The sequence below is a fragment of the Leptolyngbya sp. Heron Island J genome (genome assembly GCF_000482245.1).
GTDB lineage: Bacteria > Cyanobacteriota > Cyanobacteriia > Phormidesmidales > Phormidesmidaceae > Leptothoe.
The window spans coordinates 90,311-115,326 of sequence record NZ_AWNH01000103.1 but is presented as its reverse complement, the minus strand read 5'-3'; the positions used below and the strand labels follow the sequence as shown (position 1 = coordinate 115,326).

At 49.6% G+C, this 25,016-nt stretch carries 21 protein-coding genes; 9 read left to right on the top strand and 12 right to left on the bottom strand.

Going from position 1 to position 25,016, the window contains the following annotated elements; translation table 11 throughout:
• Positions 1-23: 23 nt before the first annotated feature.
• Both N836_RS74935 and N836_RS0139375 read left to right on the top strand, forming a co-directional pair.
• Positions 24-914, top strand: coding sequence for a nucleoside monophosphate kinase (locus tag N836_RS74935; protein ID WP_023075836.1), 891 nt, complete (start codon positions 24-26; stop codon positions 912-914).
• Between the two features lie 496 nt (positions 915-1,410).
• Positions 1,411-2,412, top strand: a complete 1,002-nt coding sequence (locus N836_RS0139375) for a hypothetical protein (protein WP_023075835.1) — start codon at positions 1,411-1,413, stop codon at positions 2,410-2,412.
• Between the two features lie 36 nt (positions 2,413-2,448).
• On the opposite strand, the gene N836_RS66395 is transcribed toward N836_RS0139375, so the two are convergent.
• Together N836_RS66395 and N836_RS66390 are read right to left on the bottom strand one after the other, a co-directional pair.
• Positions 2,449-3,318, bottom strand: a complete 870-nt coding sequence (locus N836_RS66395) for a M23 family metallopeptidase (RefSeq protein ID WP_023075834.1) — start codon at positions 3,316-3,318, stop codon at positions 2,449-2,451.
• A gap of 159 nt (positions 3,319-3,477) precedes the next feature.
• Positions 3,478-3,687 (bottom strand): hypothetical protein, encoded by a 210-nt coding sequence (locus N836_RS66390; protein ID WP_023075833.1) that lies wholly within the window; start codon positions 3,685-3,687, stop codon positions 3,478-3,480.
• A gap of 249 nt (positions 3,688-3,936) precedes the next feature.
• Between N836_RS66390 and N836_RS66385 the strand changes: the two genes are divergently transcribed.
• Positions 3,937-5,148, top strand: a complete 1,212-nt coding sequence (locus N836_RS66385) for an AGE family epimerase/isomerase (protein WP_023075832.1) — start codon at positions 3,937-3,939, stop codon at positions 5,146-5,148.
• Here N836_RS66385 and N836_RS66380 read toward each other — a convergent pair.
• The gene (locus tag N836_RS66380) at positions 5,145-5,351 is read right to left on the bottom strand and encodes a hypothetical protein (RefSeq protein ID WP_023075831.1); all 207 of its coding nucleotides are present in this window, start codon (positions 5,349-5,351) and stop codon (positions 5,145-5,147) included. The two genes, N836_RS66385 and N836_RS66380, sit on opposite strands and share 4 nt — an antisense overlap.
• A 1,209-nt stretch (positions 5,352-6,560) precedes the next feature.
• Here N836_RS66380 and N836_RS66375 point away from each other — a divergent pair.
• On the top strand, positions 6,561-7,547 hold the full coding sequence (locus N836_RS66375; protein ID WP_023075830.1) for an RNA polymerase sigma factor, RpoD/SigA family: 987 nt from the start codon (positions 6,561-6,563) through the stop codon (positions 7,545-7,547).
• 81 nt (positions 7,548-7,628) lie between these two features.
• Here the strand turns inward: N836_RS66375 and fmt are convergent, their stop codons facing one another.
• Genes fmt through N836_RS66355 form a run of 4 tightly spaced genes read right to left on the bottom strand, consistent with a single transcriptional unit; the run spans position 7,629 to position 11,813 of the window.
• Positions 7,629-8,624, bottom strand: a complete 996-nt coding sequence (fmt, locus tag N836_RS66370; RefSeq protein WP_023075829.1) for a methionyl-tRNA formyltransferase — start codon at positions 8,622-8,624, stop codon at positions 7,629-7,631.
• A 45-nt stretch (positions 8,625-8,669) separates the two neighbouring features.
• On the bottom strand, positions 8,670-9,668 hold the full coding sequence (locus N836_RS73875; protein WP_023075828.1) for an OmpA/MotB family protein: 999 nt from the start codon (positions 9,666-9,668) through the stop codon (positions 8,670-8,672).
• A gap of 28 nt (positions 9,669-9,696) precedes the next feature.
• Entirely contained in the window at positions 9,697-11,208 is a 1,512-nt protein-coding gene (locus N836_RS66360) for a DUF4335 domain-containing protein (RefSeq protein WP_023075827.1), read from the bottom strand.
• Complete coding sequence (locus tag N836_RS66355) at positions 11,205-11,813, bottom strand: DUF3038 domain-containing protein (RefSeq protein WP_023075826.1); 609 nt, start codon at positions 11,811-11,813, stop codon at positions 11,205-11,207. Before N836_RS66355 ends, N836_RS66360 begins: the two co-directional genes overlap by 4 nt.
• A gap of 399 nt (positions 11,814-12,212) precedes the next feature.
• On the opposite strand from N836_RS66355, the gene N836_RS66350 reads away from it, so the two are divergent.
• Both N836_RS66350 and N836_RS66345 read left to right on the top strand, forming a co-directional pair.
• The gene (locus tag N836_RS66350; RefSeq protein WP_023075825.1) at positions 12,213-13,718 is read left to right on the top strand and encodes a DNA recombination protein RmuC; all 1,506 of its coding nucleotides are present in this window, start codon (positions 12,213-12,215) and stop codon (positions 13,716-13,718) included.
• 101 nt (positions 13,719-13,819) lie between these two features.
• Positions 13,820-17,077 (top strand): cyclic nucleotide-binding domain-containing protein, encoded by a 3,258-nt coding sequence (locus N836_RS66345; RefSeq protein ID WP_023075824.1) that lies wholly within the window; start codon positions 13,820-13,822, stop codon positions 17,075-17,077.
• Between the two features lie 165 nt (positions 17,078-17,242).
• Here N836_RS66345 and tehB read toward each other — a convergent pair whose 3' ends face one another.
• A complete protein-coding gene (gene tehB, locus N836_RS66340) occupies positions 17,243-18,136 on the bottom strand; it encodes an SAM-dependent methyltransferase TehB (RefSeq protein WP_023075823.1) in 894 nt (297 codons plus the stop codon).
• 159 nt (positions 18,137-18,295) lie between these two features.
• Complete coding sequence (locus N836_RS77235) at positions 18,296-18,463, bottom strand: hypothetical protein (protein WP_200867471.1); 168 nt, start codon at positions 18,461-18,463, stop codon at positions 18,296-18,298.
• 444 nt (positions 18,464-18,907) lie between these two features.
• Between N836_RS77235 and nirB the strand changes: the two genes are divergently transcribed.
• Together nirB and nirD are read left to right on the top strand one after the other, a co-directional pair.
• The gene (gene nirB, locus N836_RS66335; RefSeq protein WP_023075822.1) at positions 18,908-21,472 is read left to right on the top strand and encodes a nitrite reductase large subunit NirB; all 2,565 of its coding nucleotides are present in this window, start codon (positions 18,908-18,910) and stop codon (positions 21,470-21,472) included.
• A gap of 69 nt (positions 21,473-21,541) precedes the next feature.
• Positions 21,542-21,946: a nitrite reductase small subunit NirD gene (gene nirD / locus N836_RS66330; RefSeq protein ID WP_023075821.1), complete on the top strand. Its 405-nt coding sequence runs from the start codon at positions 21,542-21,544 to the stop codon at positions 21,944-21,946.
• Between the two features lie 74 nt (positions 21,947-22,020).
• On the opposite strand, the gene N836_RS66325 is transcribed toward nirD, so the two are convergent.
• The 3 genes from N836_RS66325 to N836_RS66315 all read right to left on the bottom strand — a co-directional run bounded on the left by N836_RS66325 (position 22,021) and on the right by N836_RS66315 (position 24,653).
• Positions 22,021-22,902, bottom strand: coding sequence for a DMT family transporter (locus N836_RS66325; protein ID WP_023075820.1), 882 nt, complete (start codon positions 22,900-22,902; stop codon positions 22,021-22,023).
• Positions 22,899-23,417: a MarR family winged helix-turn-helix transcriptional regulator gene (locus tag N836_RS66320; protein WP_023075819.1), complete on the bottom strand. Its 519-nt coding sequence runs from the start codon at positions 23,415-23,417 to the stop codon at positions 22,899-22,901. Before N836_RS66320 ends, N836_RS66325 begins: the two co-directional genes overlap by 4 nt.
• Before the next feature lie 267 nt (positions 23,418-23,684).
• Positions 23,685-24,653 carry a pentapeptide repeat-containing protein gene (locus tag N836_RS66315; protein WP_023075818.1) on the bottom strand — a complete coding sequence of 323 codons (969 nt, stop codon included), beginning with the start codon at positions 24,651-24,653 and terminating at the stop codon, positions 23,685-23,687.
• A 126-nt stretch (positions 24,654-24,779) separates the two neighbouring features.
• Here N836_RS66315 and N836_RS66310 point away from each other — a divergent pair, with 126 nt between their 5' ends.
• On the top strand, positions 24,780-25,016 hold the full coding sequence (locus tag N836_RS66310; protein ID WP_023075817.1) for a histidine kinase: 237 nt from the start codon (positions 24,780-24,782) through the stop codon (positions 25,014-25,016).

Below are 25,016 nucleotides of genomic sequence, written 5' to 3'. Positions count from 1 at the left end.
TATGGTTTACAAGGGTCTATTCGATGGAATTTAAGCAGCTTATTCTTTTAGGGCCTCCCGGTATAGGTGTTAAGGAACAGGCACAGGCATTGTCCACCCACTGGCACATTCCCCATGTATCCATGGGACAGCTGATCCGTGATGCTATCGCCAAAGGATCGGCTGTTGGACTGGAGGCGCATCCATATGTGCAAGCTGGAGAGCTGGTCCCGGATAATTTAGTTATGAAGCTGCTGCGAAGACGGTTTGAGCAACCAGATGTCATGCTGCAGGGCTGGGTTTTGGATGGATTTCCCCGAACGCTGGACCAGGCTCAAAGCTTGAATGAGTTGTTATTGAAAGTAGGTCAGCCTGTAGCAAAGGTGGCTGAGCTCAAGGCCATGACCGGACTGTTGATCGATCGATTATCGGCCCAGGCCGGTCCAGAGATACCAATTTCGGCTATTCGTCGCCGTTTAACCCACCATCGACAAGAGATCACACCGTTACTTGAGTATTATCGGCAGCAACAACAGCTAACAACCATTAACGCCAGTCTCTCTTTTGCTGAGATTACCCAGGCACTATTTGAACTGTTTCAAACAGAAACAGGAGCCGCTCGCTTTATTCGCGATGAATCAGAACTAAATTCTCTTTTAGCCAATGAATCTCTACTGGTGGTGGATTGTATGGCATCCTGGTGTGGTTCTTGCAAGCTGGTGACGCCGTTAATTGATCAGTTGGCGGATGCCTATAAAGACCGTGCGAATGTGATGAAGATAGATTTTGATGCAAATCAGCAAGTGCCTAAGCGATTTGGGCTCAAGGGCATGCCAGCAGTGATGTTCTTCAAAGGTGGTGAACTGGTGGAAACGCTAACAGGTGTGAAACCTTATCAGGCCTATAGTGCCGCAGTAACTCGTTTTCTAAAGTAAATCGTCAGAGATTAACGTAATCAGATACTAATAGCAGAATTTTGGCCTGACAGCTGATATTCAGGCTCACATTTCAAGCCCACATCGGGCTTATTTTTTTGTTCATGGACTCATCAGGTAATCATTTAGAAGAGTTCATCATTAACAGAGTTGATAACAGATTTTCTCTGATGCAGACAATTTAATCTGATTAGCGCTGCAAATATGGTCATGTTAACGACTATTACTCAACGATCACAAAACTCTCTTAGAGATTTTATGGTAATAACATAGACGTTGTTCCATAGTGATGGGTGAGACTATAATGTATATGGTCTATCATAGCTACCTTTCTGAATGTCGCCCTTTGCCGTTGCTGAATTAGAGGATGAACCGGTCTGAAAGAAGTGTAATTAGTCCAGACTTTACAGATGAAATCATAGTTCGGATCAGCAACGCCCGCCCTTTGACCTGTTATACGTCATAGACTCATCCCTCCAAAGCACATTGCTCTCACATGACTGCTCCCTCCCTTCGATTATTGCTCTCAACGTTGATTGACTATGCAGGGCTATTTTCTCCTGCAGCACTAAATATGTCAGCAGCGGTTGCTGCCTACGAACGTTATAGTAGGAGTTCCTATCGCTGGATGTTGGGCCGGTTTGTGGTATCCCTATCTCAACTGCCTCAATTTGAGACTTGTTTAGAACAGTTAAGCCGACAATATGCAGCTGCTTTTTGGCCGCTCAGCATTGCCCTGGCCCCATCTGCAGAAGCACTCGATAGATTAGCGCCGTGGCTAAAAAAACAAAATAAGCTGACCATCTCAGCCCTTGAATTTGAGATGGCAACAGCCGATGCGATCGCACCTCTACTCCCTCATCTCCCCCCCCATAGCGATCTCTTCTTCACCGTTCCTCTAGATGACAACACCCTTCCCAACTATCTTTCCACCCTCCAGGGAACCCGCGCTGCTGTTAACGTTCATACGGGTGGACCAACCGCCGCCGATTTTCCCAGTGCCGAAGCCCTGGCTCAGTTTATAGTGGCCTGTGCCAGTGCCAGAATTCCCTTTAAGGCGACTGACGGCTTGTCCCATCCTTTACGCAGTTGGCAAACTCTACCGAATGGGACCACTGTCCAGATGCATGGATTTCTCAATGTGGCTCTAGCCGCCGCCTTTGCCTATGGCTACAGTGCTACAACAGCTGAGGTAACCGCTATTTTAAACATCGATACCCCTGACGCTTTAATTTTTTTGGCGCAGGAAATCATTTGTCAGAGTCCTAACCGCTTCCAGACATCAGCAATATCCGCCAGCGCCAGACATTTACCCCTGGAGATTTTGGCCCATGTACGCAGTCGGTATTTTCTCGGTATTAGTTCCTGTTCATTCCAAAAACCCCAGGCTGAGCTTTACCAGCTAGGTGTTACGAACGTCATCGATGCCAGAGCTACCGCCAGTAATTGCATTGTTCGCAAGGGTGCCCCAAAAACCCTAAGACTGTCGTCTGTTTAACCCGAGCACGCCAACGAACCATACACTGCGCCGTGACTACTCAAAGCCGTCAAAGCGCCAGGGCACCGGATCAACAGCGACCTCATTCATATACAGTCCCCAGTGGAGATGGGGGCCTGTAGATGCCCCGGTGGAGCCAATCGCCCCGATACGTTGCCCCGCCTGGACAAAATCACCTTCACTAACGTCAATACGACTGAGGTGAATCATAATACTCAACAGCCCCTGGCCGTGGTCAATACCAACGGTATTACCATGGAGTTCAAAGCCCTCGCTCACACGTCCCACAAGCCGAATGTAGCCGGCCGCAGGCGCGACCACAGGGGACCCGGTAGCCGCCGCATAGTCTACGCCGCGATGGTAATAACCTTCGGCAAATTCACCATTGTAATAACGCTGTACCCCATATTCAGAACTCACTCGTCCCTGACTTGGACGTAACAAGGGGCCGTTCCAGTGGCGGTCCGGACTGACTAGTTGCTTAAATGCATCGACGCGATCAAATTCATGGTCTGTCCCCAGACTGCCACTCCCTCGCAGGGTGATCCATTGGGTGCGGAAACTGCGATCTCGTACCCCAACTGCCAGATTACGGGTTTCTTCCTGACCACTGACCTGAATCACCAGGCGTCCTGGTGGATCAAGGGGGCTCGTGGGCACAAAGGCGCGAAAACGATTATTGGCTAAGGGAAAACTGGGATACTCTTTGCCATTCGCCGTAACCGTTGGCGGCACGCTATTCCCACGACTCGCCTGCACAATCACAGAAATGGTATCCCCCAGCTGAGGAGATGTGGGTGTAATCGTCACGTCGTAGGCATGGGCTGTTTGACTCATCCCCCCCCATATCACGATGCCACCAGTCGCCAATAGCCCTGCTAAAACCTCTCGACGTCGAATGACCATACACTGCGATTTCCTTACTTTAATTATGTGAATCTTGACGCGACTCAGCCTAACTATTCAAACCACCCTTCAGAGGCACCCCTAAGACAGCAAATCTTAGATAGGTATAAGTATCGATATCCACAACTAACAACCAATCGTGAATATACCAGCCCATCACTAACGTGGGTGCTTGTGATTTTGACTAAGTATAAATACCCTGGTGCAACATCCCAGCAGCAGACTGGTGATGATTGCCAGTTCTATGTTAGTCGCCTGGTTCCTAACAGTATCAATGGTCATCCGGTTAATGGCAGCATTAGTGACGACCTCCTGGTATTCCAAAATCTCTTGATATTTCAGTTCCATCATGTCTTCAGAGACCAGCATAGGCGTTCATCGGTAATTTGGGCAGTGCTTGTTGGATAGTCTTTGGCTGGTCTTTATAGACTGCCCGTGGCACTTATGAACTCAACAAATTGTATTGATATGCGATCGCATCAACCCCACCGATCGACCGACCTCAACAGGTTGTCCCCAAAAAATCACAGCCCTCTCCTGACTCGGGTTCCGTAGCACCTCTACAAGCATGAGATAGTGTTATCACCTAAATAGCCGTATTAGCCGACACGTATCCTGATGTTGATTGAACGTCTGTCCCACAAGGATTTTAGCGCCCTGGCACAGCTCTATAAATCCACCCTACTGGAGACTGTTTTGCCATTCTGGCAATGCCATTCTTTAGATCCTGACTACGGGGGCTACTTTACTTGTCTAGACGTCCAGGGGAAAGTTTACGATACCGATAAATTTATCTGGCTACAGAACCGGCAGGTCTGGACATTTTCTATGTTGTATAACCGTCTAGAACAATGCTCTGACTGGCTGGAGGTCGCTCGCCACGGCGCAGATTTCTTAGCTAACCACGGGCGTGATGAAACAGGGAACTGGTACTTTTCCCTGGACCGTCAGGGTCGTCCCCTGGTGCAACCCTACAACATTTTTTCCGATTGTTTTGCCGCCATGGCCTTTAGTCAGTATGCTCAGGCCAGTCGCAATAGCGCCAGGGCTGACTTGTCAGTTCGCAACGCTAAAGAAATTGCACTGCAGGCCTACAACAATGTCCTACGTCGCCAGGATAATCCCAAAGGTCAATACAACAAGGTCTATCCGGGCACTCGCCCCATGAGGTCCTTAGCAGTGCCAATGATTTTAGCAAACCTCACCCTAGAAATGGACTGGCTACTGACACCAGACCACCTTGAATCAGTCCTCGATCAAACCGTTCACGCTGTCATGGAAGAGTTTTTAGATACCGAAAGCGGTTTAGTCTATGAACACATTGCCCCAGACGGCTCTCCTATCGACTGTTTTGAAGGACGACTCCTCAATCCGGGTCATGGCATTGAAGCAATGTGGTTCATGATGGAAATTGGCCAGCGACGCCAGGACACAGCGCTCATTAATCGCGCTGTTGAAACTACCCTCAAAATTCTTGAACGCGGCTGGGACCAGGAATACGGCGGCATTTTTTACTTTTTAGACCGCAGGGGTCATCCCCCTCAGCAGTTGGAATGGAGCCAAAAACTCTGGTGGGTCCATTTAGAAACCCTGGTAGCCCTGCTATTGGCCTATCGCCTCACCCAGAGAGATGACTGCTGGCAGTGGTATCAAATCGTTCATGACTATGCCTGGTCTCGATTTAATGATCCAGACCACGGTGAATGGTTTGGTTACCTCAACCGCCAGGGAGAGGTCTTACTATCCTTAAAAGGCGGTAAGTGGAAAGGATGTTTCCATGTGCCCAGAGCCCTGTATCTCGGTTGGCAACATAGCCAGGCCATGGCCTAACGGGCTGATTTCTTTTGGGCACGCGAGGGGGGCAGTCCTAAAATTTCACTTGCACATTGTATCCACTGCTCTGTTTGCTGCCGTAGCTGTTCTTCATCAACACCTTCAAAGGGAAAGTCCTTGTCCAGCTGCTGCCAAAACGCTGGGTCTTGATTAGAACTCGAGCCGTGGGATAGATCGTTGGCAGATTTGTTCAGAGCCATAACATTCCTTGATTAGCTGAATAGGTCGTGGGTACTCAACTACTTTCAAGGTGCCCATTGATACACAGCTTTTCAGAATACTGGGGAAATTCAAGTAATCTTGACGACCAACCGACTGCGGGAAACACAGAGCTTAGAACAGGAATGTCCTTATTTAACTACAGTCTTGTCCTGGAGTGACGTAAATATAGTTACGAATACAGTGTATTCACGAATAAAGAATGACTAGCAATAACCCTGATAAACAAATGTGACACTCTTCTTGATTAACCCAGGTGTCACAGTATTGATTACTTTCACCTAAAACTAGAGCTATAATGACGCCAATCGTGTCTTCCTTGGTTTGTCTAGACCGCTTTATTACGTTTTATTCTCAGTAAGGTGCAACAGTTGGGGACTTATAAACACTCCTCATGTCTGCTCAAAAGTATCTATGTAAGAATTGCACACAATCATTAGTACAAATGAACTAAATTATGGTACTATTCCTCGGTGGCTAATCCTCTAAAACAAGGTTGTGTCCTGTTTAGAAAAACTATAATTATCTATTTCATTCATAGGCCTTCATTGATTGCATCTATAGCGCATGTTGATTGTGAGGTTTAGTCTCGAAATAAGACAAAAGTTGTTCTAATCACTACAGAATTGCCACTGGTTCATCCCTAAACTTTGGAGTTAGCCAAATTCCCGAGAAGACACGTCTACACAGTAAGTGGAGTGAGTATAGAAAAAAAATTAATCGACTTTGATAGTTCGGTTATTGCCCAAGGGAAACCTCACCTAAATGCCTGAAAACCTAAGTCATACTGATAACGTAGAGATTGTCGTTTATCCTTGTTCTCTCAGGTAGCTCTAATCTTAGTTTATGTGGATTTCTCATCTACGCAATTTAAAGTAAGGGCAATGGAGAGGTGTTTTATGAGAGTTACTTCATCTAGTGCCATCAACACTGTCACTTAAGGTAAAATCAAACTCATAATGAATCCGACTTGAGTTCGTTTTTCTGTAAACACAACAGGTATTTTGTTTGACCTTAACCTGGACGTTTGAAACGGATTTTAGGGAGATTTCACCAAATTGAAATCCGATCTTGTTGTGTTCTACGTATTACAGATACAGCTCGTCATTTAACAAATCAAGCCAGGGGTAAAGGTCGAACCTACTCCCTGCACTCGACACACTTTTTCCAGCGGAGGTCCACTAAAAGCTATGTCAAAGCTGAAAGCCCCAAAACGAACTCCCCAAGTTGCCTACAGCACTGATACAGTCCGTACCTATCTCCAGGAGATTGGACGCGTACCTTTGCTTACCCATGAAGAAGAAATCGTGCTGGGTAAACAGGTGCAATGCTTAATGGCTTTGCAAGCAACTAAGGAGAAGTTAGACGAAGACCTTGGTCATGATGCTAGTCGCGTAGAATGGGCTCAGGCTGCTGGTATTTCCGAGACCGAACTAGCACATCAGCTAAGGCATGGTCAGCGAGCAAAGCGCAAAATGATTGAGGCAAACCTGCGACTGGTAGTGGCCGTAGCCAAGAAATACCAAAAGCGCAACCTTGAGTTCCTAGATCTGATTCAAGAGGGCACGCTGGGTCTGGAGCGCGGTGTTGAAAAATTTGACCCGATGAAGGGGTATAAGTTTTCCACCTACGCCTACTGGTGGATTCGGCAGGCAATTACCCGTGCCATTGCTCAGCAGTCACGCACCATTCGGTTGCCGATTCACATTACTGAGAAGCTCAATAAGATCAAGCGTGAGCAGCGGGTGCTAGCCCAAAAGCTAGGTCGTAGCCCATCGGTTGGTGAAATTGGCCAGGAGCTTGATCTATCCCCCGAGCAGGTCAGGGAATATTTAACCATGTCCCGCCAGCCCATTTCTCTGGATGTCCGCATTGGCGACAACCAGGACACAGAGCTACAGGAACTGCTAGAGGATGAAACCGTATCCCCTGAGGACTATACCGTTCAACAGTCACTGCGGCAGGACATTCGCAATATGCTGACCGAGCTGACTCCTCAGCAAAAGGAAGTCATCAATCTACGCTTTGGTTTGATTGATGGTACTCAGCTATCCCTGGCTAAGGTAGGACAGCGCATGGGCATCAGTCGTGAGCGTGTTCGTCAACTAGAGCAGCAAGCCCTGAAGCATCTCCGTCGCCGTAAGGCTACATTCCAAGGCTATTTGGCAGCTGGCTAAAGCGACTTTAGTTTTTTCCTGGACATCTAAACAGACTCCTAGCCGAGGCTGGGGGTCTGTTTTTGCAGCTGTAAAATACCTTTATGAGGGGCCTAAAGATTCTCCCGGTTCTAACCGACTGCCGTTGGCAAAGGCCCAGCCAGACTGAGATTTCTTACCCGCTGGCTGTAGCTGATACAACAGTAAATACCCAGCACCTGTAGCTACCACAGGCCCATGGTTCTTCCAAATAGCCGCTATTTTGCCAGGGCTAGCGGGCTCTAGTTGGCTATAGGCCTGCTGGAGGGGCTGATAATCCTGGGGCAGGTGAGGCCAAACACTGTCAAATAACGGCACGGTGGCACTGATTTTGAGGGGCTGCTGGCGCAGCTGGGTCACACAGTTGGGATAAAACCCCCGAATCTGATTGTGAATATCTAAGGCTGGACGTTGCCAGTCAATCATGTAGTCATTTTTTTGAATTAGCGGTGCATAGGTCGCATACCCCTCAGTTTGGGGAATAGGGCGAATGGCTTGACCATCGAGCTTATGCAGTGTGCTCAGCAGCAGTTCAGCGGTTAATTTGGACAATGTATCAGCAATGGTCCAAGCATTATCCAATAGGCCAATGGGAATCGTTTCTTCAAGCAGCATGGGGCCAGTATCCATACCAGCATCCATGAGCATGGTCGTTACCCCCGTTTCGGTTTCACCATGGTAAAGACTCCATTGAATAGGGGCGGCCCCACGATAGGTAGGCAAAATTGAGCCATGGCCGTTAATCGACCCCAGCCGCGGCATATCTAAAATTTCCTGCGAGAGAATTTGACCGTAGGCAACAACAACAAAGGCATCCGCTTGTGATTTACTTAGAAATTCAAGGGTATCAGTGTCTTTTTTAATTTTTTGGGGTTGCAACACCGGAATACCCGCTTCAGTAGCCACGGTCTTGACTGGAGACGGCGTCACTTTACTGCCTCGCCCCCGTCGTTTATCTGGTTGAGTGACGACAGCAATAACTTCAAAGTCAGGCGCTTTAAGCAAACGGACAAGGCTAGGTACCGCAAACTGCGGGGTGCCAAAGTAGACAACTTTCATCACAAGCAAGGACGCGGAATAGGTGAGTTGATTATCAGCATGCCGTTAACGGCGATCAATAGCAATTTCAATCCGGCGATTGCGCTGACGAAATTGAGATGTGCTGTTATCGGTAATGGGACGGTTTTGACCATAGCCGATGGTAATCCAGCGATGCTCTGGTAAATTGCCAGCCAAATAGGCCCTTAAAGCACTGGCTTGTTGAAAGGCTAGGTTGAGGCTTTGGTAGGGCTCCAGATGGTCATCGGTATGGCTACCAATCAGGATGGTGGCGTTGGGATATTGGGCCAGATCTTCAAAGATACTGCTCAACAGTTCTGGCGCAGTCGTCAGGAGGCGAGCTTCACCAGGGGCAAATAGGGCATCACTGGGCAGGGTAATCTTGAGTTCGGTCGTTTCCAGAAGCGGATGTCGGGTGGTGGGCTGGGCGGACACATCCGTTTGTAGATCAGTGTTTGCCTGCTCCGTTGGCTCTAGATCAGACCGAGGGGCAACAGATTCAGGGTTGAGTCGACGCTCTAGCTCAACCAGCCGACTCTCGACTTCTGCGGTCGATTGAGCCTGCCCAAGCTTACTTTCCAGGTCAAATAGTCGCTTCTGGATGGTTTCAAATTCCTGTTGCAGCGCCGCCAGTTCCTCGGTAGCCAGCTGATGCTCACGGTCATTTAAGGCCGCTGGGGGCGTCGTGAGTGGCGCAATGGGTTGGGTGGGAATGGGAATGGGCTCGATGCGTGTTTCGGGGGGAGGTGCCGGTCGCCAACGGCTGGGTAAACGATAGATTTCTGTAATCACTCGATTGGTTCGCCGTAGCGCCACCTCCTGCAAAGGCATCTGTTTGCCGGGGGCAGGCATCAAGCTGGCCATACCAATACCAAGTAGCCAGGCCAGGGGCATCCCCGCTAGTAAGACAGCCACACCTAATAAAACATGGGCTCCATAGGTGAGCCAACGTCGAGGGGGAGCGGGCGGAACAGCCTCAAGGGTGGGAGATATCTCGGAAATTGGGTGAGGCGTAGGGAGGTTGGGGTATTGCTCATCAGACATGGCAATGCTCCTCTAGCTTTGACTAATACTAAGGCCAGCCGTCCCACGGGTTGACTTCTACTACATTGTCATCGTTAATCACAACTAGAAAATCAAGCTGAGGACTCTCGTCGGGGATAGCAGTAACCAGCTCAGGGATATTGAAAGCATTTACATCTCGCTCTGCTTCAGGACTAGTGGCCTCATAGCCCGTGACATTGCCCTCCTCGTCCAGACGGATGCGGTAGCGGATTTCAGGTCCAGTCCGATCAGGATCGCGATTCTCGATAATGGTGCGTCTGAGCTGCTGGTTGAGTGCAAGTATGCGATCGCGATCGCGAATAGGCGTAGCAATTGTGTTAGACAGTTGCCCACCGGACGTACTGACCGCAGTAACTTCAGAGTTATCCGGTTCAGCGCTGCTATCTGCTGTAATGCTGAGTGATTGTGTCGATGATTGTTCTTCAGCACCATCGTCATCGCCAGATGTATCGGGTAGTGCCTCAGACTCCGGAGCCAAAGGTTCGGGGGTGACGATTTGGTCAGCCACTACCTCCACTGTGCCATCTGGCAGAAATGTGACATCAAACTGAGCGACGGCTCCTGCCACCGTTTCATCAACAGGAATATAGGTAAGCGCCGGTAGGGGAGTGTTATCGATATTTTCTAGAGCAGCGTCGTCTGAAGGATTATAGCCAACGATATCGCCATTTTCAGCTACGGCAACTTGATAGCGTAAGGATTGCTCAAAGGCAGTATCGCTTGGCAAAGCATCGCTAATTTGCTGCTGTACCTGCTGTTGCAGAGCTACGAGCTGAGCGGCATCAGTGATCGTGGTCGCCTCAGCCTCTGGTTCGATTTCGCTGTCGTCAGGTACGGAGTCAGCGGTCTCAGGCGCAGTGGCATCATCGCCAGGGGGGGCGGTGATAGGCACATCCCCTGTGGGCTCCTCCAAGGTAACCTGGGGGTCTAGCCCCTCCGGTTCAGCCAGTTCTGGCACCGGCAAGAAGAACAGTCCTAGAGCGGCAGCAGCTAAGGTACCCAATCCCAGCAATGGGGAGAGTGCTCTTTGGGTCAGGGGTTCTTCCGGTCTGACATACTTACGGGGCAGCGGTGCCAGATTTATCGAAACATCAGGTAGCGTTTGAGCATCAGCATAGAACTGATCGATGGCTTCAGCCATGTCAAACAGCTGCACTGTAGAAAGCTTGATAGTTTGCAGGGCAGTATCGTCTGCACTCTCACCAGACGGCGCGTTTAAAATGCCAGGCTTAACAATTAGACGGTGGTACTGGCCTTCGTCGGGTTCAACCGCTACCAGTGATGACTGAGAGGCTACATGCTCTGGATGGTCTAGACCACTGATCAGCCGTTGGCAGTAAGCGCTCACAGCTCCAACCAGGGCATTAAAAAACTCCATGCCACCGGACAGAGATTGATCAATACCAACGAATTTAAATTCAGCATTGGCTAGAATCGAGAGCACGTTGGAGGTGTCTGCACTCAGCCCTTCTAACATTAAGCTGCAGTTTGGCAGCACATACTGTCGTTGAATCGTCATGATATCTCCCCATCAAAGAGGCTAGCCCAGAGCCGCTCTTCTCCCCGAGTGCCAGTGCATAGCAATAGCTGAGTTAATAATGAGAGGGCTAATTCATCCAGTTTTTCATCCGTGCTGTAGGTTAACACCATCGCTCGCTTAGGATTCATACGAGCCCGAAAGTGAGCCCGAAATCGCTTCAGATATTTGGCCAAGCGAAAATGGTGATCGAGAGTAAGTTGCTGATCCTGCAGTTGTTGATATCCCAAGAACAGCTGACGAATCAGCACCGTTAATTTACGGCACAGATAACATACAACCAGGACCAATGCCTTAGCCTCTTCTAATGTGAGCGGCTGCCGCTGGTTAAACTTTCTGAGCGGATTGGTGCTACGCAACCGCCAGAGATACACTCGACTTTTGAGCACATCCTGCACTCCCAATTCCTTGATAGCAGTCAACATCACCTGAGATGCATTCAGTTCAAGGGCTTCAATGGCAAGCATAATAAAGTCTAGCTGCGTTTTGGCCCGGCGGGGGCACTCATCGCTTTGGATGCCGTAGCTTGGCAGCTTGTCCAATATTGGCGCTCTGACAGGTTTCTCTGGTGGGCTTTTAACGGTCATTCCCTATAAGACTCTGATGAAGTTAATCGCTGCAGTGGATAGTGATACATGGGCGAAAAGGCCAGCTCCTATCAAAACATAAACCACATCCAAGTTTAAACCCTGAGTTTTTTTAATAGGAGAACCTTAAATTCTGGATGAACCTGTGGTTTGGGTCAAACGATGGCGGTTGGCTGTGCTCCTATAGTCAGCTGTATTCCTAAAAGCCCTGTCTATTATCAACACTTATTCATATCTCTATGAAAGTACCCGGTCGCTGTGCCTAAATGAACGCGATTTTGCTGAAATGCTCGCGCGGATAGTCTTGAGCAGATAGCGGCAGGGGACGCTAGCCTCAATTTTACGATCTACAAGTACGGGTGCTACTGTATGGGACGTTAGTAACTATGTACTTTATCTATGCAAGGGCCGGTAACGTTTCTGGCAGGGACAGGGGTGGGCTGCCTGGTGAGCTGGTTGATTTGGCAGTCTCGGTATCAGGTTGTGCGGGAGCGGGCTAAGAGTGACCTAGTTGCTGAACGTGCCACCATGATTGAGCAGTTGCAAACCAAGGAGACCCAACTAGGCAATCTCCGGCAGCAGCTCCACGCTCTGCAAATAGATCTACAGCAACAGCAACAGGCGTTAACGACAGCGACAGCTCAGCGAGCAGCGGCTGAAACTAAAGCAGCCTACACGGAACAGCTACAGACACAACTACAGCAGCTGCAAATAGACAAAAATCAGCTCACAGCCCAGCTGGCCCAATGTCAAACCCAGCTGCAGGAACAGCAACAGGCCGTCGATGGCAAGCTAACACTGTTGCACCAGGCCCGAGAACGCTTGACGGAAGCATTTAAGGCACTGTCGGCAGAAGCATTGCAAACAAACAATGAGACATTCTTAAATTTGGCTCAGACAAAGCTGGGGCAGTTTCACTCCCAGTCGAGTGGTGAGTTATTACAGCGACAGCAGGCGATTGATAGCCTCGTGCAGCCACTGCAATCGTCTTTAACTAAGGTAGAAACCTATCTACAAGATCTGGAACGCAATCGGCTATCGGCCTACAGCCAGCTGACTGAGCAGATCACCCAGCTGGCCACGGGGCAGCTGCAGCTCCAAACGGAAACTGCCAACTTAACCAAAGCGCTCAGGGCTCCCAATGTGCGAGGACGCTGGGGTGAAATTCAGCTAAAACGAGTAGTGGAGATTGCGGGGATGGTCGAGCACTGTGATTTTAGCCAACAGGTAACGACTGGCAACGGGTCTTTACGCCCCGATATGGTGGTGCAGCTACCCCAGCAGCGTCGTATCGTTGTCGATGCCAAAGCTCCTCTGGCTGCATACTTAGAGGCTCTGGATATGACGGATGAACCGTTACGTAGCAACAAGCTGAAGGAGCATGCCCAACAGGTTCGTCGCCATATTCAGCAGCTGGGGCAAAAAGCTTACTGGGACCAGTTTCAACCGAGTCCTGAATTTGTGGTGCTGTTTTTGCCCGGAGAGATTTTTTTTAGTGCTGCCCTGGAACAAGACCCCGGTCTCATTGAAGCTGGGATTGCCCAGCGGGTGATTCTGGCCACCCCCACAACGTTAATTGCCTTACTTAAGGCGGTTGCCTATGGCTGGCAGCAGGATGCCGTTACGGAAAATGCTCAGCAGATCAGCACGTTAGGTCGGGAGCTGTATGATCGGCTACGGGTGTTTACCGGCCATTTGCAGAAAATGCGGCGGGGTCTGGATGCGACGGTTGATACGTTTAATAAGGCAGTCGGATCTTTGGAAAACCGAGTATTAGTGAGTGCTCGTAAATTTAAGGCCCTAGGAACCGCTACCGGGGATGAGTTAGCTACTATTGAACCTATTGACCGACTGCCTCGGTCTGTACAGCAGGAGTTGGATGAACAGGAAGGAGCGGGTAGGTAAGGGATTTGGGACCGTGGTGATGCGAACAAATTACGAACATTGTATTTTTCTGTCATGACTATTTAATACTATGAATAGGTTATGGCCCTAAATTTTTATTGATGCTCACTGCGTTCAAATCGTTACAGAATAGCCGTCTAACTCAGCTGTTACTGCTGGCAGTAACGGTGCTGGTGCAGAGTGTGATGGCGATCGCAGTAGCTAATTCTATTTTTGTCAGCCAGCTGGGGGCTAACCGTCTGCCCATCGCGTTTATGCTGATCGGCCTGTGCTCGATGCCGGCCTATATTGCAGTCAGCCAGGTGGTGCAGCGGGTTCGGACGACTCAACTTTTTTGTGGAGCCCTGGCGGCACTGCTGGCAGCGGTCATTGTCCTGCGACTGGCACTGCCCCTAGACTCCACACCGGTTTACTACGGCCTGCTGATTGTTAGCTTTTTTCAGTGGGACATTTGCAACAATATTCTTTATCCCAGCCTACTGACTGACTATTTCAATACCCTGGAATACAAGCAGTATGCTCCGTATATTGGCATTGTCCAAGCCACTGGTGCTTTAGTGGGCGGGGGGCTGGTGGGTGGGCTGTCGCGCTGGCTCCGGACTGAGGATTTATTGCTGTGTTTGCCAGTAGTAATTGCGATCGCACTGGTCCAACTCGCCTATCTTGATCGCACCCAGCGCCCCTTTAGCAGCAAGTCCGGTGCCACCGTCGGTGTGCTTGAATCACTGCAATCATTTCCAGAGCTAGCCAAGCGCTATCCGCTCGTCATTTTCCTAGCCGCCAGTAGCTTTCTACTGGTAATCATCTATCTCAGCTCCGAATTTTTATGGTTTAGCATCTACGGCCAGCAGTTTAACCAACGGCAGCTAACCGGCTTTTTAGGTCTGATGCGGGTAGTGGTTAGCATCGTCCAAATGTCTGTCCTTTACGGTCTAACCCGACCCCTGCTGCGCTGGTTAGGGGTAGCCCGCATGAACGTGGTCTTTCCCATTACCACCCTGGCCGCCTTTCTAGGCTTAGGTATCAACGGTCAGCTACCCGCCGCCATTGGTCTACAGCTCAACAGCGATGCCCTCTACAAAGCCATCAACCTGCCAGTCCATCAGCTTAACTACAACGCCATTCCCCAAGAATTTATGGGTCGGGTTCGGACCCTCAGCGATGGTTTGATCTACGCGGTGGGGCTGACCTGTGCTGGGGCGTTTCTGTGGCTGTGTGAAAATACTCTCACGCTGCCCCAGATTACCTGGCTTGTCAGCGGTCTGGTCATCCTATTTTTGCTAGTCAGACTGCCCATGGGGCGCTTTTATACCGCCGGGTTGGAAGATCTGATTCGCACCGATGCCATTGACTTAGACCAGCTGGCCAGCCGTCAGGCGGTATTGCCACTAAAAAGCACCATCCAAACGTTGCTGCAGTCCGGGGACCGCTATGACCAGATTAAGGGGTTAGACCTGGCAACACGATTAGGGGCACCGGCCACATTTTTAGCAGATGTACTGGCACTACTCCCCGAAGCCGATCGGCAGGTGCGCTCGGCGGTGGTGACCCTGTTTAGTGATGGCTTTGATCCAGGCATGGGCTTTGGTACAGGTGATCCAGAATCAGAAGAAAGCGGGGTTCTAGAAGAGACCAGGCTATGGTCAGTTTGGCAGGAGCAGCTGCAGCCAGATCAGCCTCTGGCCTGTCGGTTGACGGCGCTGGAAATTTTGATGGTGCAGCAACAGCCAATCGAAGAGGAGCGCTTGGATGAGCTGTCTAAAGCTGATGATCCAAGTTTGCGATCGCTAGCCATCGTCGCCAAGCTCCAGGGCACAGCCATTACCGATGAGGCATTTACGACGATTGCCTCGGCCATGTTAGATGAAGGCATCGCCAAAGCTGTCATCCGAGTGGTGGCTCGCAGTGCCGATGCCACCTTAGTCGAACTGCTGACTACGCATCTGTTGCCCCAGGGCAGTGCCGCTACTCAACAGCTGGGCTTAGAAACACTGGCCAATTTAATGGAAACGCTGCCCGATGCCAGACGGACCCAGGTGCTGACGCTGGCCCAGCGGTATTTTGCCCATACCCAGCCAGAGGTGAGGATTGCTGCACTCAATCTGTGGCAACAAAGCAATGATGATCTCACCCCGCTGACAACAGCCCTGGGGGATAGTCATCCCCGTGTACGGGAACAGGCGGCTACCTGGCTGGCAGCAAAAGGAGGTCTGGCCGAGGCGAAAACACTGCTGGCAGCGAAAGAACGGGAAACGGTGAATAGCGCGATCGCAACCATTGGTAAAATCCGTACCCGGCAGGCCAGCGACATCTTGTACGCTCATCTGGCCGACAATTTTCAGCAGGTCGCCCATACGCGGCGCTGGCGCACCCTGATTCCCCAGACCGATCCTAACTGGCAGCCGCTGGCGGTAGCGATTGAGGACTACCACCAGCGGCTGCTTCAGAAAGTACTCTATGTGCTAGCCTGTCTGGGCCATAGCCGCACTGTGAATACGGTCAATCAAATTTTTGCAACTACAGATAGTCGCGATCGCTCCAATGCCATTGAGGTGCTGGCATCCCTCAGCCATCGTCGATTTATTTTGCCGCTGTTGCCCTTGCTAGAACAAGACGCCGAAACTACCAGCTTCCCTCAAGACAGTCCGTTATCACTGAACTGGTTACGGAACAAAGGTTATAAAATCCTACTAGAGGCCATTGAATCCAAGGATCGATGGTTACGGGCCGGAGCATTAATTGCCCTGGCCAAAATCCCCAGAGCCTCGCTCAAGGATGTTGATCCTGTTGTTCAGGCGGTCGCCCGTGATTTATTTCCCACCCCACCACTGTTACAGGATGTCTACACGGCGCTACAGCCTTCTACTCCCGACACGCTTATGAACCGTCTACTGATTCTCAAAGATGTCGCCCTGTTTCAAAATCTCTCCTTAGATGAACTATTGCTGATTGATGAAGCGATCGTACCTCAGCAGTTTATGGCCAGTGAGACTATTTTTGAAGAAGGAAGCTGGGGATCTCATCTGTATATTATTGCTTCAGGGGCAGTGCAGATTGTGAAAACCGTCGATGATGAGCAACGAGAGATCAAGCAGCTGGCTGCTGGCAACTATTTTGGTGAGATTGCTCTGTTTGATGATTCGCCTCGATGGAATGGAGCAATTGCCAAGGATGATTGTATGCTGCTAAAGCTGGAGAAACAGCGGTTTATTAGTCTGACGACACAGCGGCCCCACATTTTGCTGGAGATTTGTCGGTTTATGAGCCAGCAGTTACGAGAAACAGATAAGTTTCGCTCAGCCAAGAAGTTTGTGGCTAATAATGCCCGTGTGGGAGATGAGACACTGCAAAGCCTGTAGCAGACTGTTATGAGTTAATGGTGAAGGTTGACATAACAATTATGTTGAGTCAACTGGGTTCAGCCACACATGCCGTGGGAACATCCCCGTAGGGGCATTGCATGCAATGCCCCTACGGGGAACGGTTCGGATGATTGGGGCGAGAACGAGCTATCCTGACATCTTTTAGACTACGCGTTTCTGAGCCAGTAAGGTAGCAAAGGTCGCTTCAATAGGGTTGCCGTTACTATCTTTGCGATGAAATGTTCCCCGTTGTTCCTGATACTCACAGATATGCCAGTGGTTGTAGTAATTACGCAGTTCCTGGGGTGCAAAGGTAGACGGGAAGTGAATGGGACAGGGAGACTCCGACGACGAAACCGGGGCAATGATAAAGTTGTAGCCCTGGGGTTTAGTTTGAGCCTGCATGTTTTCAATCACACTGGACAGAGTGTTGTACCTCAAAAACTGAAAAACAACTGTGGAAATGATCAAATCGTACTGGTCATCGAGAGCGGCTGATTCAATTTTGTACACACGAGCTTGAAATCTATCTTCAGCCTTTTCTGTTTGAATAATCTCCTGAAGATGTTGAATAGCACTGGCATTTTTATCTAACGCTGTCACCCGATGCCCCTGAGCGTATAAGTAAGTAGCATTGCGACCTTTACCACAGCCTAAATCTAAGACGTTCATCGTTTGATAATTTGCCAAAGGTCCTTGGATGAGCGCCTGGACATCTCGGTGAGGAGCGGCAAAGTGATATTTCTTTTGAAAGTAGTCCTCGGAGCGACAGTAAAACTCAACAAAACAGCGCAGGGGACCTAAAGGTTTGACCCGATGCCAGGCTTCTGGCGATACAAAAAAGTCTGTATGCTGTGGAGTGATGATATTGGTAGACAGGAGTTCGCCAGTTTCATTTAGGGCCTCATATTGCAACTGACCTGCTACTACCGTGATTTTTCCCCAGGTGCCTGACTTTGTATTGTGCTGGGTTTGAAATGATTCTGGTAATGTTATTTCTGTCCAAATAGGTAAGTTTTTGTATTTCACCAGTGAGTCTGTAATTGCTGTTGTCATGGGTCACTTCTGCAGTCTTGCACTGCCCTCAATACTGACCGTTCTAACTAAGACTTCGACAGTAGTTTTTCGCACCCAGCCTTAGCCAAGCACTTACATCAAAGCCTACTTATCTGCATATTGGCACTTTCAGAACAAGTGCCTTCCTTGGGCAACGCCCTAGCTATTCTTCGTTTTCTCCGGAGTCCCTGCTTGCACCAGCTTCATCTGCTCTCCACAGCAGATTTCTGAATGGGGCATACTTTCTGGACAGGGGCATGGCTTTTCATAAACCAGCTGGGCTCCACACTTCTCACAGGCATAACGCGCACCGACTTGACGTGGCATACCAATTGCCTCCCTAGATACACGTGTTGAGCTGAAATAAGAACAACCTTAAAAGGAAAAATCGCCTTGCGCCTTTAAATAGTTGCCTCTCTACTCGACACAGCTCACGCCTTGATGATATGTCGATAAACCGATATGTGCAAGTCGTTCTGTGGTTGATTCGAAAGGATGGATTAGGGACATCAATTGGAGAAACATCGGGAGATCCAGGCACCGACACCTCTGCCCCAGTAAACGAATACAACATCCATCTCGCTTTATTAAGGTTCACGCAGAAACTGTTGTATTTTTTCACCAATATTTACTTGACATGTAGCAAGAAAAAAGACGATAGCTCATATATGCAGATCATGCATTAATTTTGAGCAAAAGCCGGATAGAGGGATTGTTTTTTTCGATACTGATCGCGCATTGTTTGGTCAATGAGTTGAGAATAGGATCAGTATGCCGAACAGCAAGCAAACTCTCGTCGTTGTTGGCAATGGAATGGTCGGACATCGGTTTCTCGAATTAATGGTCGAGAAGGGTGGTTGCGATCGCTGGAATCTGATTACATTTTGTGAGGAACCCCGAGTTGCTTATGACCGGGTCAACTTGAGCCAATATTATGTCGATAAAACAGCCGCTGACCTGACGCTGGTGGAACCAGGGTTTTATCAAGACAATGACATTCAGATCTATATCGGTGACCAGGTAATTGAGATTGATCGCGAACAGCAGGTTGTCAGATCGGCCAACGGGGCTGAGGTTGCATATGATCGGCTAGTTTTGGCCACTGGCTCCTATCCATTTGTACCACCGATTAAAGGCAATGATGCGACGGGAACATTTGTCTATCGCACCATTGAGGATTTAGAAGCGATTAAAGCCTATGGGGAACAATCTCGTGTGGGCGTTGTTGTCGGTGGTGGCCTGTTGGGGTTGGAATGTGCCAATGCCCTAAAGTCTTTAGGGCTAGAAACCCATGTAGTGGAGTTTGCCCCCCGGTTAATGCCGGTACAAATTGACGAGGCAGGCGGTGCCATTCTCAAAGAAAAAATTGAAGCGCTGGGGGTACAGGTACACACCAGTAAGGTGACAACAAACATTGTCAGTGAGAATGGCAAGCTGGTATCGATGCAGTTTGCCGATGAAACATCGTTGCAGACGGACATGATTGTCTTCTCGGCGGGGATTCGACCCAGGGATGAACTGGCACGCACCTGTGGCCTGCAGATTGGCAAGCACGGCGGCATCGTGATTAATGAATCTTGTCAGACCTCTGATCCCACCATATATGCCATCGGCGAATGTGCGCTGTATCAGGGACGGATCTTTGGCCTGGTAGCACCGGGATATCACATGGCCGCCGTCGCCAGTGATTGTCTGCTGGACGTGGCAGCAGCCCAGCAGTTTACCGGAGCAGACATGTCCACCAAGCTCAAGCTGCTGGGGGTGGATGTGGCCAGCTTTGGGGATAATTTCGCCAAGACTCCTGGAGCCAAAGAGCTGGTGATAACCGATACCGTGGCAGGCACCTACAAAAAGCTGGTGGTCAATGCAGAGGGTTCGTTGTTACTAGGCGGCATTTTGATCGGTGATGCCTCTGCCTATGGCACGTTGTTACCGCTGGTGCAGAACCAGATAACATTGTCGGCTAATCCGCTGAGTTTGTTGGTACCGACAAGTGGCGTGACAAATTCACTCAGTGTGGAGAACCTGCCGGATACGGCCCAGATTTGTTCCTGTAATAATGTAAGCAAAGGACAGCTCTGTGAAGCCATCCGTGAGGATAGTCTGACAGATATGCCCACGCTGAAAAAGTGTACGAAGGCGGGGACTGGCTGCGGTGGCTGTGTGCCGTTGGTGAAGGATTTGTTGACCTCGGAACTGAAGAAGGCTGGGGTAGAGGTAAAAAATCACCTGTGCGAACATTTTTCCTATTCTCGTCAGGAGCTGTATCACCTCCTGCGGGTGGGGCAAATCAAGTCATTTGATACGTTGTTGGCCACATACGGGACCGGGTATGGCTGCGAAATTTGCAAGCCTACGGTGGCATCAATGCTGGCCTCTGCCTGGAACGACCATGTGTTGAATACGCCTCACATCGGTCTACAGGATACAAACGATGCGTTTCTGGCCAATATCCAAAAGGATGGTACCTATTCTGTGATTCCTCGCATACCAGGAGGAGAGATTACCCCTGAAAAGCTGATTGTGTTAGGTCAGGTGGCCCAGGAGTTTGACCTGTATACCAAGATTACTGGTGCCCAGCGGGTGGATCTGTTTGGGGCCCGAGTGGACCAGCTGCCGCTAATCTGGCGACGGTTGGTGGATGCGGGCTTTGAGTCGGGTCATGCCTATGGTAAGGCGCTACGGACGGTGAAGTCCTGTGTGGGTAGTACCTGGTGCCGGTTTGGGGTGCAGGATTCCACCAGTCTGGCGATTGAGTTAGAGCTGCGCTATCGCGGGTTGCGATCGCCTCATAAACTGAAGTCAGCCGTATCAGGCTGTACGCGAGAATGCGCCGAAGCTCAGGGTAAAGATTTTGGCATTATCGCCACGGAAAACGGCTGGAACCTTTACGTGTGCGGCAATGGCGGCATGAAGCCACAACACGCAGTACTGCTGGCGGCAGACATTGATAAAGCAACCCTGATCAAGTATCTCGATCGGTTTTTAGTGTTCTACATTCGCACCGCAGACAAGCTAGAGCGCACCTCCACCTGGTTTAACAAGTTAGAGGGCGGTCTAGATTACCTGAAACAGGTGGTCATCGAAGATTCTCTAGGGATTGCCGATGAGTTAGAAGCCCAGATGCAGTATCACGTGGATACCTATCAGTGTGAGTGGAAAGCAACTATCGAGACTCCAGAAAAGGTCCAGCGTTTCCGGCACTTTGTTAACGCAGATGATGCTGATCCGTCACTGGCCTATGTACAAGAACGGGGGCAAAAACGTCCGGCCACGGAGGCGGAACGGGTGGTCTTAAACCAGAGTCAGGCTCTCGTGACACCGCCGCAATACTGATTGTTTTACCGGCGGGCCGCTGGGCCGCTGATGTTGTCTCAGAAAGCATTTAGAACTATAGGAATTCCAATGGTGCAATCATTATCGACTACGTCCGTGAACACTGACACCACAGGATGGGTGACCATCTGTACATTGGATGCGATCGCGCCCAATACCGGCGTCAACGCCCTATTAGGCACAGAGCAGGTCGCTATCTTTCGGATAGGCGAAACAGATGAAGTGTACGCGACAGGAAACTTTGACCCATTTAGCCAGGCGTTTGTGATGTCGCGGGGTATTGTTGGCGATCGCCAAGGAGTTTTAAAAGTTGCATCGCCAATTTATAAACAGAACTTCAACCTGAAGACAGGGGAATGCATGGATGACGCCACCATCTGTCTGCCGATATATCCGGCACGGGTCGTGGATACCCAGGTTCAGGTTAGTATTAGCTGTCGATATGATGACAGGATGATAAAACCCATCCGGTGAAGTGACTCGATTGTCTTCATGGGGTGCTTTACCCGGATGCAAACGCACCCTATAAGAGGCATAGTCAATGATTTTTATAATGTTGTTAATCTGTTGGCACAATAGGATGATGCCACTACCAAACAGCCCCCAATAGCCTGAGCAAAACTTGGCTGTTCACCAATGATTAGCACTGCACTCGTCACACCAAAAACAGGAATTAGGGTTAGATAAAATGCCGCATGACTTGCCGGTACCGTTTGCAGAGCAATGAGATATAACAAAAATGCCAGAGCGTACTGCATAATGCCTGAACCAATGGCAAGCAGCCAAAACGGCAGGGAAATGTTGGCCGCACTGACCGCATAAACTGGATTAAGCAGCGATAGCCCACCAAAACACAACACCGTTGTTATTAAGCCAATCGTTTGCTGCGATGTGGTCAGCTGCAATGGATGGGCTGTTGCGATCTGACGTTTGCTTAAAAGCGCATAGAATACTGCAAAAAGAGTTCCCACTAGCACCAGGACATCGCCCATAAGTGAAGATTGGTCAGTATTTTGAACATCTTTTAACATCAATAAAGAAACTCCCACAAAGCTAATGCTAGCCAGCAGCAGCTTTAGGCGTGTCAGCCTCTCATTTAGAAAAATCGCAGCCAACAAAATGGTTAAAATTACCTCAGTTGAGCCAATCAGTGTGGCATTGCTGGCAGTGGTCATTTGTATGCCGACAATACCAAACATGTAGGCGAGGGCGGGTTCAAAAATGCCAGCGACTCCCTGTTTGAGATGTTGCCAGGAAAACGGTAGCTTTTGAGCTGTTAGCCAACAAACCGTTATTAAAAAGAGAACGCTGGAAAAGAGCTGAATAATCAGCAGCGTTGTTGGCGTAATTGCTGATAAGGCGACTTTGGTCAGGGTAACGCCCATCCCCCAACAAAAGGCGTAACCAATGGCAAGCAAGGTGCTGTTCATGGGTTATGTAGCTGGCAATATTTTTGTTCTACTGGGCAGCTATCGGCCGGACATGCCTCTTCTTCACAAAGACGACAGATGGCATAACTGCGAAGCTCAGAGGTTGTTACTGCTGTGAGCATTTTTTCTAGGAGTCGGGTTAGCTGGTTGCGATCGCTCTGGGTCAGTGAGCTTAAGGCAAGCTGTAGCTGCTGCTTGCGATCGGTCAAAATTTCCTGACGTCGCTCATGACCTCCCTCTGTGAGAAAAAGAGCTAGTGTTCGACCATCCACCCCAGACCGACGTTCCACCAGATTCTGAGCTGCGAGACGGTCAATCAGCCGTACAGTCCCCGGATGCGAAAGGTTAAGGATTTGCCGGAGTGTATTAATTGAAAGTCCAGGATTGGCTCCTAGAGTAACCAGAGCAGCCGGAGCTTCTCCACCGTATCCGACAGTTTTTATCGCTGAATTTAGGGAGTCGACCAGGCTAAGGGCCAGCGCCCCTAGAAGATTAGCAGTTCTTTCGTTATCCATATTTGACCGAGATAATATCTACCTCAAAACATGTATGCATTATGCATATTTTTTAGGAAATTGTGTAGTAAGCGATGTTGGGCTGCGATCGTCTATGCATTCTAGGAGTCAGGCTGAGCTATGGTGGCACAATCAGCTGAGTCATCAGATAAGTTTTCGTATCTCATTAAGTTTTCACTACGGGTAGAGTGCAGCCACGACAACTACATTGCCTAACGCTAAAGGTGCTAGGTAGCAGCGCCCATACCCCACTAGAGAGTCGTCGGCTTAAAATCCTTCTTCTCCCCAAGCAGCAGACGTCTTTGAAGCAGCGGCTTCGCTAACAGCAGGGGATGTTTCTCTGGCTTCAACAAATCTGTTGGTAGAAATGCATTCTACATTAGCGGGCAAAACAACATCAGATTTGTAAAAACAAGCAAATTGACCATCAACCAGGTTGGAAATCCTACTAAAGTCAGCGTTGGCGACCTCAATACGTCTCTCTCCGTCCGTAAATCTGGCTCCATGAAAACAGCCCAGGTAGGCAAATTTTTCGCCACCTAGACAATAGAACCGAGCACCGACCAAATAAGCATGACCAAAGTCCGTGGCTTCAGAGGTCACCGTAGAACTAAAGTCAACGCCAGCTAAATTAGCACCTGTGAGAATCGCGTTTGATAGATCGGCACCGTTAAAACTGGATCTGGCCAAGTTTGCTCCAGTAAAGTTGCAGCCGCTTAAGTTAGCTGCGGTAAAGTTGGAACTTTCTAAATTACAGCCGGTAAAGTCGGTACCGGCTAAGTCAGCTTGCTTAAAGTTAGCGCGGCTGAGGTTTACCCCTTTACCCACAGCAGCTGGCTGATATTCTGTAACAGGTTGCTTGATGGGAATAACAATCTGAAATTTGTACCCCCGCCCTTTTAGCAGGACAAAACGGCTGTTGTGAATGACCGTTGGGTGATTATCATCGAGGGCATCTGCATTTAGCCCCGGATAGTGGCCAATGAAGGTAGACGAGTCAATCTGTGCACCTGAAACCAACACACCGATATGCTCACTATCAGGCATAAACGACGTATTCATTGGATCGCGATCTAGGTGGCCCCCAACGATATAGTTATGGGTCAATGCAGCGCTCGCTAGGCTAATGTCCTCAGCGCCTTCTAGGATGATGACCTTTTTAGCCCCGTACTTGGCCTGTGACTGGGAATGAACTGCATTGACAGGATTGAGTTTAAGAGTTTCAGGGGGTTCCATAGGATTTGCCTGCGGTAGCTACAACCACGTAGAGGCTAACGTGTAGTCAGGCCCTGGTGGATTCTGTATCCCCGGATTTTAGCTAGCAAATTTACTTAGTAACACCCATATTCACAGAACTTATATGTGACACACCCCGAGCTAAAACACTATTCGGCCCGTGGGGCTGATCTGGTGGCGATCGCAGAACGTAATCGTCTGGTCCGAGATCTTCACGACAGTTTGGGCCATCATCTGGCCGCGATTAACATTCAGCTTGAAAAAGCCAATGCCTATCGAAGACGAGACCCAAACCGTGCTAGTAGGGAATTTCTAACAGGCTGGTGCATCCCCCTAAATCAGCAACAGCATAACTCGTTGTAG

What these genes read in the sequence shown, in the direction of transcription:
- N836_RS0139375 (WP_023075835.1), top strand. Translation starts at nt 1,411, where the DNA reads ATGACTGCTCCCTCCCTTCGATTATTGCTCTCAACGTTGATTGACTAT.
- N836_RS66360 (WP_023075827.1), bottom strand. Translation starts at nt 11,208, where the DNA reads ATGACGATTCAACGACAGTATGTGCTGCCAAACTGCAGCTTAATGTTA.
- N836_RS66385 (WP_023075832.1), top strand. Translation starts at nt 3,937, where the DNA reads ATGTTGATTGAACGTCTGTCCCACAAGGATTTTAGCGCCCTGGCACAG.
- N836_RS66350 (WP_023075825.1), top strand. Translation starts at nt 12,213, where the DNA reads ATGCAAGGGCCGGTAACGTTTCTGGCAGGGACAGGGGTGGGCTGCCTG.
- N836_RS66325 (WP_023075820.1), bottom strand. Translation starts at nt 22,902, where the DNA reads ATGAACAGCACCTTGCTTGCCATTGGTTACGCCTTTTGTTGGGGGATG.
- N836_RS66320 (WP_023075819.1), bottom strand. Translation starts at nt 23,417, where the DNA reads ATGGATAACGAAAGAACTGCTAATCTTCTAGGGGCGCTGGCCCTTAGC.
- N836_RS66380 (WP_023075831.1), bottom strand. Translation starts at nt 5,351, where the DNA reads ATGGCTCTGAACAAATCTGCCAACGATCTATCCCACGGCTCGAGTTCT.
- N836_RS66375 (WP_023075830.1), top strand. Translation starts at nt 6,561, where the DNA reads ATGTCAAAGCTGAAAGCCCCAAAACGAACTCCCCAAGTTGCCTACAGC.
- N836_RS66390 (WP_023075833.1), bottom strand. Translation starts at nt 3,687, where the DNA reads ATGCTGGTCTCTGAAGACATGATGGAACTGAAATATCAAGAGATTTTG.
- N836_RS66355 (WP_023075826.1), bottom strand. Translation starts at nt 11,813, where the DNA reads ATGACCGTTAAAAGCCCACCAGAGAAACCTGTCAGAGCGCCAATATTG.
- N836_RS66395 (WP_023075834.1), bottom strand. Translation starts at nt 3,318, where the DNA reads ATGGTCATTCGACGTCGAGAGGTTTTAGCAGGGCTATTGGCGACTGGT.
- N836_RS66315 (WP_023075818.1), bottom strand. Translation starts at nt 24,653, where the DNA reads ATGGAACCCCCTGAAACTCTTAAACTCAATCCTGTCAATGCAGTTCAT.
- nirB (WP_023075822.1), top strand. Translation starts at nt 18,908, where the DNA reads ATGCCGAACAGCAAGCAAACTCTCGTCGTTGTTGGCAATGGAATGGTC.
- N836_RS66345 (WP_023075824.1), top strand. Translation starts at nt 13,820, where the DNA reads ATGCTCACTGCGTTCAAATCGTTACAGAATAGCCGTCTAACTCAGCTG.
- N836_RS77235 (WP_200867471.1), bottom strand. Translation starts at nt 18,463, where the DNA reads ATGCCACGTCAAGTCGGTGCGCGTTATGCCTGTGAGAAGTGTGGAGCC.
- tehB (WP_023075823.1), bottom strand. Translation starts at nt 18,136, where the DNA reads ATGACAACAGCAATTACAGACTCACTGGTGAAATACAAAAACTTACCT.
- N836_RS73875 (WP_023075828.1), bottom strand. Translation starts at nt 9,668, where the DNA reads ATGTCTGATGAGCAATACCCCAACCTCCCTACGCCTCACCCAATTTCC.
- N836_RS74935 (WP_023075836.1), top strand. Translation starts at nt 24, where the DNA reads ATGGAATTTAAGCAGCTTATTCTTTTAGGGCCTCCCGGTATAGGTGTT.
- fmt (WP_023075829.1), bottom strand. Translation starts at nt 8,624, where the DNA reads ATGAAAGTTGTCTACTTTGGCACCCCGCAGTTTGCGGTACCTAGCCTT.
- nirD (WP_023075821.1), top strand. Translation starts at nt 21,542, where the DNA reads ATGGTGCAATCATTATCGACTACGTCCGTGAACACTGACACCACAGGA.